This window comes from Pseudomonas sp. NPDC085632 (assembly GCF_044541255.1).
In the GTDB taxonomy this organism is placed as follows: Bacteria; Pseudomonadota; Gammaproteobacteria; order Pseudomonadales; family Pseudomonadaceae; genus Aquipseudomonas.
In genome coordinates, this window is record NZ_JBITSX010000078.1 from 1,811 (window position 1) to 2,182 (window position 372).

General features: G+C 50.5%; 1 protein-coding gene. It reads right to left on the reverse strand.

Annotated elements, in window-relative coordinates; all coding sequences use genetic code 11:
• Window positions 1-107: 107 nt before the first annotated feature.
• On the reverse strand, window positions 108-372 hold a 265-nt coding region (gene secG / locus ACIF4X_RS28195; RefSeq protein WP_397484576.1), incomplete at its 5' end, for a preprotein translocase subunit SecG.

Below are 372 nucleotides of genomic sequence, written 5' to 3' on the forward strand. Positions count from 1 at the left end.
ATGGCGATACCGGATGACGACCACCAGAGGTACGACCTTCACCACCACCTCAAGGTTGCGTGTCTACCAATTCCACCACCTCGGCAAAACTACGTTTGAAACTCTTCTTACTTCTGCTCTTGAGCTGGAGGTACGTCAGTCGCTGGAGTAGCCGACTTTTGCTCTTGAAGCACCGGGACATCATCAGAAGCCGGTTGTTGTTGCTTAGGCACTTCCAACACTGCTGGATTTGGGAGGCCTGCCTGAGTCAGCTGGTGAGCCTTCTCTTTAGCAAAGTATCCTAACCCCAAGCTGGTTATGAAGAAACCGGCGGCAAGTATAGCAGTAAACTTACTAAGAAAGGTAGAGGAACCTTGGCTTCCGAACACAGTA